The sequence below is a fragment of the Nodosilinea sp. LEGE 07298 genome, from assembly GCF_015207265.1.
GTDB lineage: Bacteria > Cyanobacteriota > Cyanobacteriia > Phormidesmidales > Phormidesmidaceae > Nodosilinea.
In genome coordinates this window covers 1-3,164 of the sequence record NZ_JADEXE010000480.1, presented here as the reverse complement: position 1 = coordinate 3,164, position 3,164 = coordinate 1, and the positions used below count along the sequence as shown (strand labels likewise).

The following is a 3,164-nucleotide window of genomic DNA, read 5'->3' as shown; positions in this document are numbered from 1 at the left end:
TCAACAAATTGCTCGAATAGCGCGTTTATCATGGGACGCTAACTCATTGACTCTAAGCGGCCAGGGGTAACGTCTTTAGCTTATCCAATTGACCGCACTAGTACGAATGATCACCTTAACAGGGGTAGGTAATATCCTTGGCTTTTCGTTGCCTGCATCCCTTGTCTCGCAGGCCTTTCAGAAAGCGTCCTACTTTAGAAATCCAGTGCCATTGCCTCACCCACAAGCATCCTAGGCGCTCACTACAAACATCTTTAGCTCAAGGCATAGCCCTGCTCACAACCGCAAAAGTTTTAGTTGGAATTGCTGGCCGGTTCAGGTTGATCTAGCGCCTGACGGGCCATGGTTTCCCATCGATCATTGGCGGGCTGGGTGGCGGTTTGTAGGCAGCGAGCCCAGGCGGCCTGGGCGGAGGGAATGGCCGGGTCGCCTGGGTAGGTAGGGGAGTTGGGCAGCATTGCCTGCTGTTCGCGAACCTGTGCCAGCAAACAATAGGCGTCGGGCGGTGGGGACTCCAAGGATTGACCGATCGCGATCGCCTGGCGCAGCGCCGCCTCGGCCTCGGGCAATCGATCTTGGGCGAGCCGCACCTGCCCTAAATTTTTGTGGAGAGCGTACTCTAACTCTGGCCCTTTTTGCTCTAAATCAGGGGCGCTCAGGGCCTGCCGTAGTAGAGGGGCAGCGTTGTCGGTTTCGCCCTGTTGTAGGTAGAGCTGAGCGAGGTTGTTGTAAGCGGGCAAATAGCCGCCCTGCAAGGCTTTGAGGTATTCGGTGCGGGCCTGGTCGTACTGCTGATAGGCTTCGTACATCATCCCCAGGTTGAACTGGGCCTCAGGGTAGTCAGGCTTGAGACTGAGGGCCTGCTGAAAGTTGTTTTGGGCACCGGCCCAGTCGCCTGTGTCAAGCTGCTCTTCGCCCTGCTGGTTGTAGGCGGCGGCAATGCGGGGCAGCCCCAGGGAGTGAAACAGAAACAACCCCAGAGCCAGGGCAAAGGCCAGGACAAACTTGATTCTGGCCCAGTTGGTTTGAGCGGAAGTACGGCTGGCCAGGATGCGCTCTAAGGCATGCTGGCCTACATTAGTGAGGGCACCACCGCTGGCAAACAGGGTGAGAATAACCGGTGCGATCGCCCCCAATGAACTCCAGATCCCCGGCGCATCTGTAGTGAAACGGCTGGCAATATCCTGCGCCAGGGCCAAACTAATGGTCAGCATGGCGATGGTGAGGCCGCCCCACAGCCAGGCCAGACCATCTTTGGGGATTTCGGGATCTGGCGGGTACCACCACCAGTGATGCTCGGGGGGGTGAACGCTTTTGCGCCAGCTGGCTAGATCGGGGAGGGCGCGAAGGCGATCGCTCTGACGGCCCAGATCAGCATCGGCGTTGGCGAGATCAAGCCAGAACTGGGGCGGCAGAATCTGAGTCTCTGGCATCTCACCCAGCTGATCGATCAGGTACTGGATGCGATCGCGGCTGTGCAACGCAGCCAACACCGTTTCCGCTGGCCAGACATCAACATCCTTCGCCAGGGTACTAACCCACTGGCGATAGTCGTTGACGGCGGTTTCTAAGGGCTGAACCGGTTTCATAGGGCAACAAGGCCAGGCAAGTTGCGGTCAATGGGGAAGTTTGGGATGGCGGCAATTGACCGCAGGCCCTAGCCAAAACAAGGGTATGACCCTGAAATCTTAGCGGAAGCCTGATAACCTAGCGCATGGCGACGGTTGCTCCCCTGTATGGAGCCAGGCCCAGTCTCATCGATACAGACTAAAACAGTTTCAAAAAACGGCGATCGCGCCTTTAAGTTTTCTTCGTGGTGGGTAATACCCATCCTACGGCGGCGAAAGTCGCTGAATTAAAGCTGGTATAGCCATAGTCACGTTGGTTAGGACATCCAGAAACCCTATGAACGTTCAAACGTTTGAACGCTCATAGGAGACCTGTCTTAACCAGACTGGCCCCAGCTATATCTTCTTTCTCAGGAATTTCCTGGTTCTGCTGAAGTCAACTTTTCTTGGGCTGCGATCGCTTGGCCCGTGACGGTTTGGGCAACTTCATGCCGGGATGGTGCAGAGCCAGAGCCTGATGCAGGCAGTCTAGGGTTAGCGTTGGGGGATCGGTTTGCTGGGCCAGGGCGACGGCGGTCTGGGCGAGGGTATTAATTTCGCCACCGCTTAGCTCCAGCTCCTGGGCCACGTGGGGCCAGCGCAGATTGCGATCTTTTTTTGTGCCCTGGGGAATGGCCCGCTTCCACAGCAGCTCGCGGGCGGCGGCATCGGGCAGGGGAAATTCAACGACCCCGGTTATGGCCTGCCGCCAGGAGGGTTTGATGCTTTGCAAGTAGGGGCTGGCTAGCAGGGTTAGCCCTGGCTGACGGCGGCGCTGAATCACCCACGACTGCACCAGGGCAGCTTCGGCGGTGGGGGTGCGGCCCAACCACTGGGGCGCGTTTTTGAGCAGCAGCACGCAGGGGGGCAGGTTGGCCAGATCGTCGAGTTCAGGAATGGTGCCGTCGTCGTCGGGGACGATGGTGGCCAGATCGACGATCACCAACAGCAGCTCTAGCTCTGCCGCCAGCACCTTGGCGGCCAGGGTTTTGCCGGTACCGCTGGGGCCAGCTAGCAGCACCATGGTGCCATCGGTGGCGCGGGCGGCGGCGGCGACGGTTTTGAGCTGCGCCAGCTGGGGATCGGGCAGCACCAGGCTGTTCCAGCTCTCCGCCGGAATTTCAGACGACTCGCTGGCTTCGGCCACTGGGGCGATGGCCCAGGTATCGATGCTGGTGGGGTCGGGGGCTTCGGCGAGCAGGTAGGTGGCGAGGTCTTCGGTAAGGCGCAGGTGACGACTGAGCAGGGTGGTGTCGTCAGCGTTCAGCCATTCCACCAGGCCGAGGCTAGCCAGGCGGCTGTTGGGGGCAATCAGGGGGCGCGATCGCCGCCACTCTAGGTCATTGCGGCACAGCAATCGCAGGCATAGATCGACGGTGGGCAAGTCCCAGTCGGCCTCATCGTGCTGGTAGTGCAGGTAGCTGTAGAGCCGCCCAAACCGCTGGTTGACCTCGGGGGCCAGGGCCAGCAGCAGCACGTTTTTTTCGAACAGGGTGAGCTGGAGGCGATCGCGCAATTGCGGCAGGGCCAGCACCACCCCCTGGCGCTGGCTAGCGA

General features: G+C 59.6%; 2 protein-coding genes. Both read right to left on the bottom strand.

The window, feature by feature from the left end:
* Positions 1 to 293: 293 nt before the first annotated feature.
* Positions 294 to 1,589, bottom strand: coding sequence for a tetratricopeptide repeat protein (locus tag IQ273_RS31990; protein ID WP_194027118.1), 1,296 nt, complete (start codon positions 1,587 to 1,589; stop codon positions 294 to 296).
* 415 nt (positions 1,590 to 2,004) lie between these two features.
* On the bottom strand, positions 2,005 to 3,164 hold a 1,160-nt coding region (locus IQ273_RS31985; protein ID WP_194027117.1), incomplete at its 5' end, for an AAA family ATPase.